The organism is Streptomyces sp. NPDC057486 (assembly GCF_042802415.1).
GTDB classification, from domain to species: domain Bacteria; phylum Actinomycetota; class Actinomycetes; order Streptomycetales; family Streptomycetaceae; genus Streptomyces; species Streptomyces yanii.
The window spans coordinates 1-1,436 of sequence record NZ_JBHVEE010000259.1 but is presented as its reverse complement, the minus strand read 5'-3'; the positions used below and the strand labels follow the sequence as shown (position 1 = coordinate 1,436).

The window sequence follows — 1,436 nt, the reverse complement described above, 5'->3', positions numbered from 1 at the left end:
GCAAATCCGTCACACATTGAGCCTGAGACCTGATGCCGAGCCGATTGTGGTGAAGTGGATGATCCTATGCTGTCGAGAAAAGCCTCTAGCGAGTTTCATGGCGGCCCGTACCCTAAACCGACTCAGGTGGTCAGGTAGAGAATACCGAGGCGTTCGGGTGAACTATGGTTAAGGAACTCGGCAAAATGCCCCCGTAACTTCGGGAGAAGGGGGGCCATCTCTGGTGATCCGATTTACTTGGTGAGCTGGGGGTGGCCGCAGAGACCAGCGAGAAGCGACTGTTTACTAAAAACACAGGTCCGTGCGAAGCCGTAAGGCGATGTATACGGACTGACGCCTGCCCGGTGCTGGAACGTTAAGGGGACCGGTTAGCTGACTTTCGGGTCGGCGAAGCTGAGAACTTAAGCGCCAGTAAACGGCGGTGGTAACTATAACCATCCTAAGGTAGCGAAATTCCTTGTCGGGTAAGTTCCGACCTGCACGAATGGCGTAACGACTTCTCGACTGTCTCAACCATAGGCCCGGTGAAATTGCACTACGAGTAAAGATGCTCGTTTCGCGCAGCAGGACGGAAAGACCCCGGGACCTTTACTACAGTTTGATATTGGTGTTCGGTTCGGCTTGTGTAGGATAGGTGGGAGACTTTGAAGCAGCCACGCCAGTGGTTGTGGAGTCGCCGTTGAAATACCACTCTGGTCGTGCTGGATGTCTAACCTGGGTCCGTGATCCGGATCAGGGACAGTGTCTGATGGGTAGTTTAACTGGGGCGGTTGCCTCCTAAAGAGTAACGGAGGCGCCCAAAGGTTCCCTCAGCCTGGTTGGCAATCAGGTGTTGAGTGTAAGTGCACAAGGGAGCTTGACTGTGAGACCGACGGGTCGAGCAGGGACGAAAGTCGGGACTAGTGATCCGGCAGTGGCTTGTGGAAGCGCTGTCGCTCAACGGATAAAAGGTACCCCGGGGATAACAGGCTGATCTTCCCCAAGAGTCCATATCGACGGGATGGTTTGGCACCTCGATGTCGGCTCGTCGCATCCTGGGGCTGGAGTCGGTCCCAAGGGTTGGGCTGTTCGCCCATTAAAGCGGTACGCGAGCTGGGTTTAGAACGTCGTGAGACAGTTCGGTCCCTATCCGCTGCGCGCGTAGGAATATTGAGAAGGGCTGTCCCTAGTACGAGAGGACCGGGACGGACGAACCTCTGGTGTGCCAGTTGTCCTGCCAAGGGCATGGCTGGTTGGCTACGTTCGGAAAGGATAACCGCTGAAAGCATCTAAGCGGGAAGCCTGCTTCGAGATGAGTATTCCCACCTCCTTGAGGGGTTAAGGCTCCCAGTAGACGACTGGGTTGATAGGCCAGATGTGGAAGCCCGGTAACGGGTGGAGCTGACTGGTACTAATAGGCCGAGGGCTTGTCCTCAGTTGCTCGCGTCCACTGTGTT

Annotated in this window: 1 rRNA gene (running past one end of the window); it reads left to right on the top strand. The window is 55.7% G+C overall.

Annotated features, from left to right (window positions below):
- Positions 1 to 1,414 (top strand): 23S ribosomal RNA (locus tag ACFU6I_RS47700) (it extends 1,810 nt beyond the left edge of the window).
- Positions 1,415 to 1,436 lie beyond the last annotated feature (22 nt).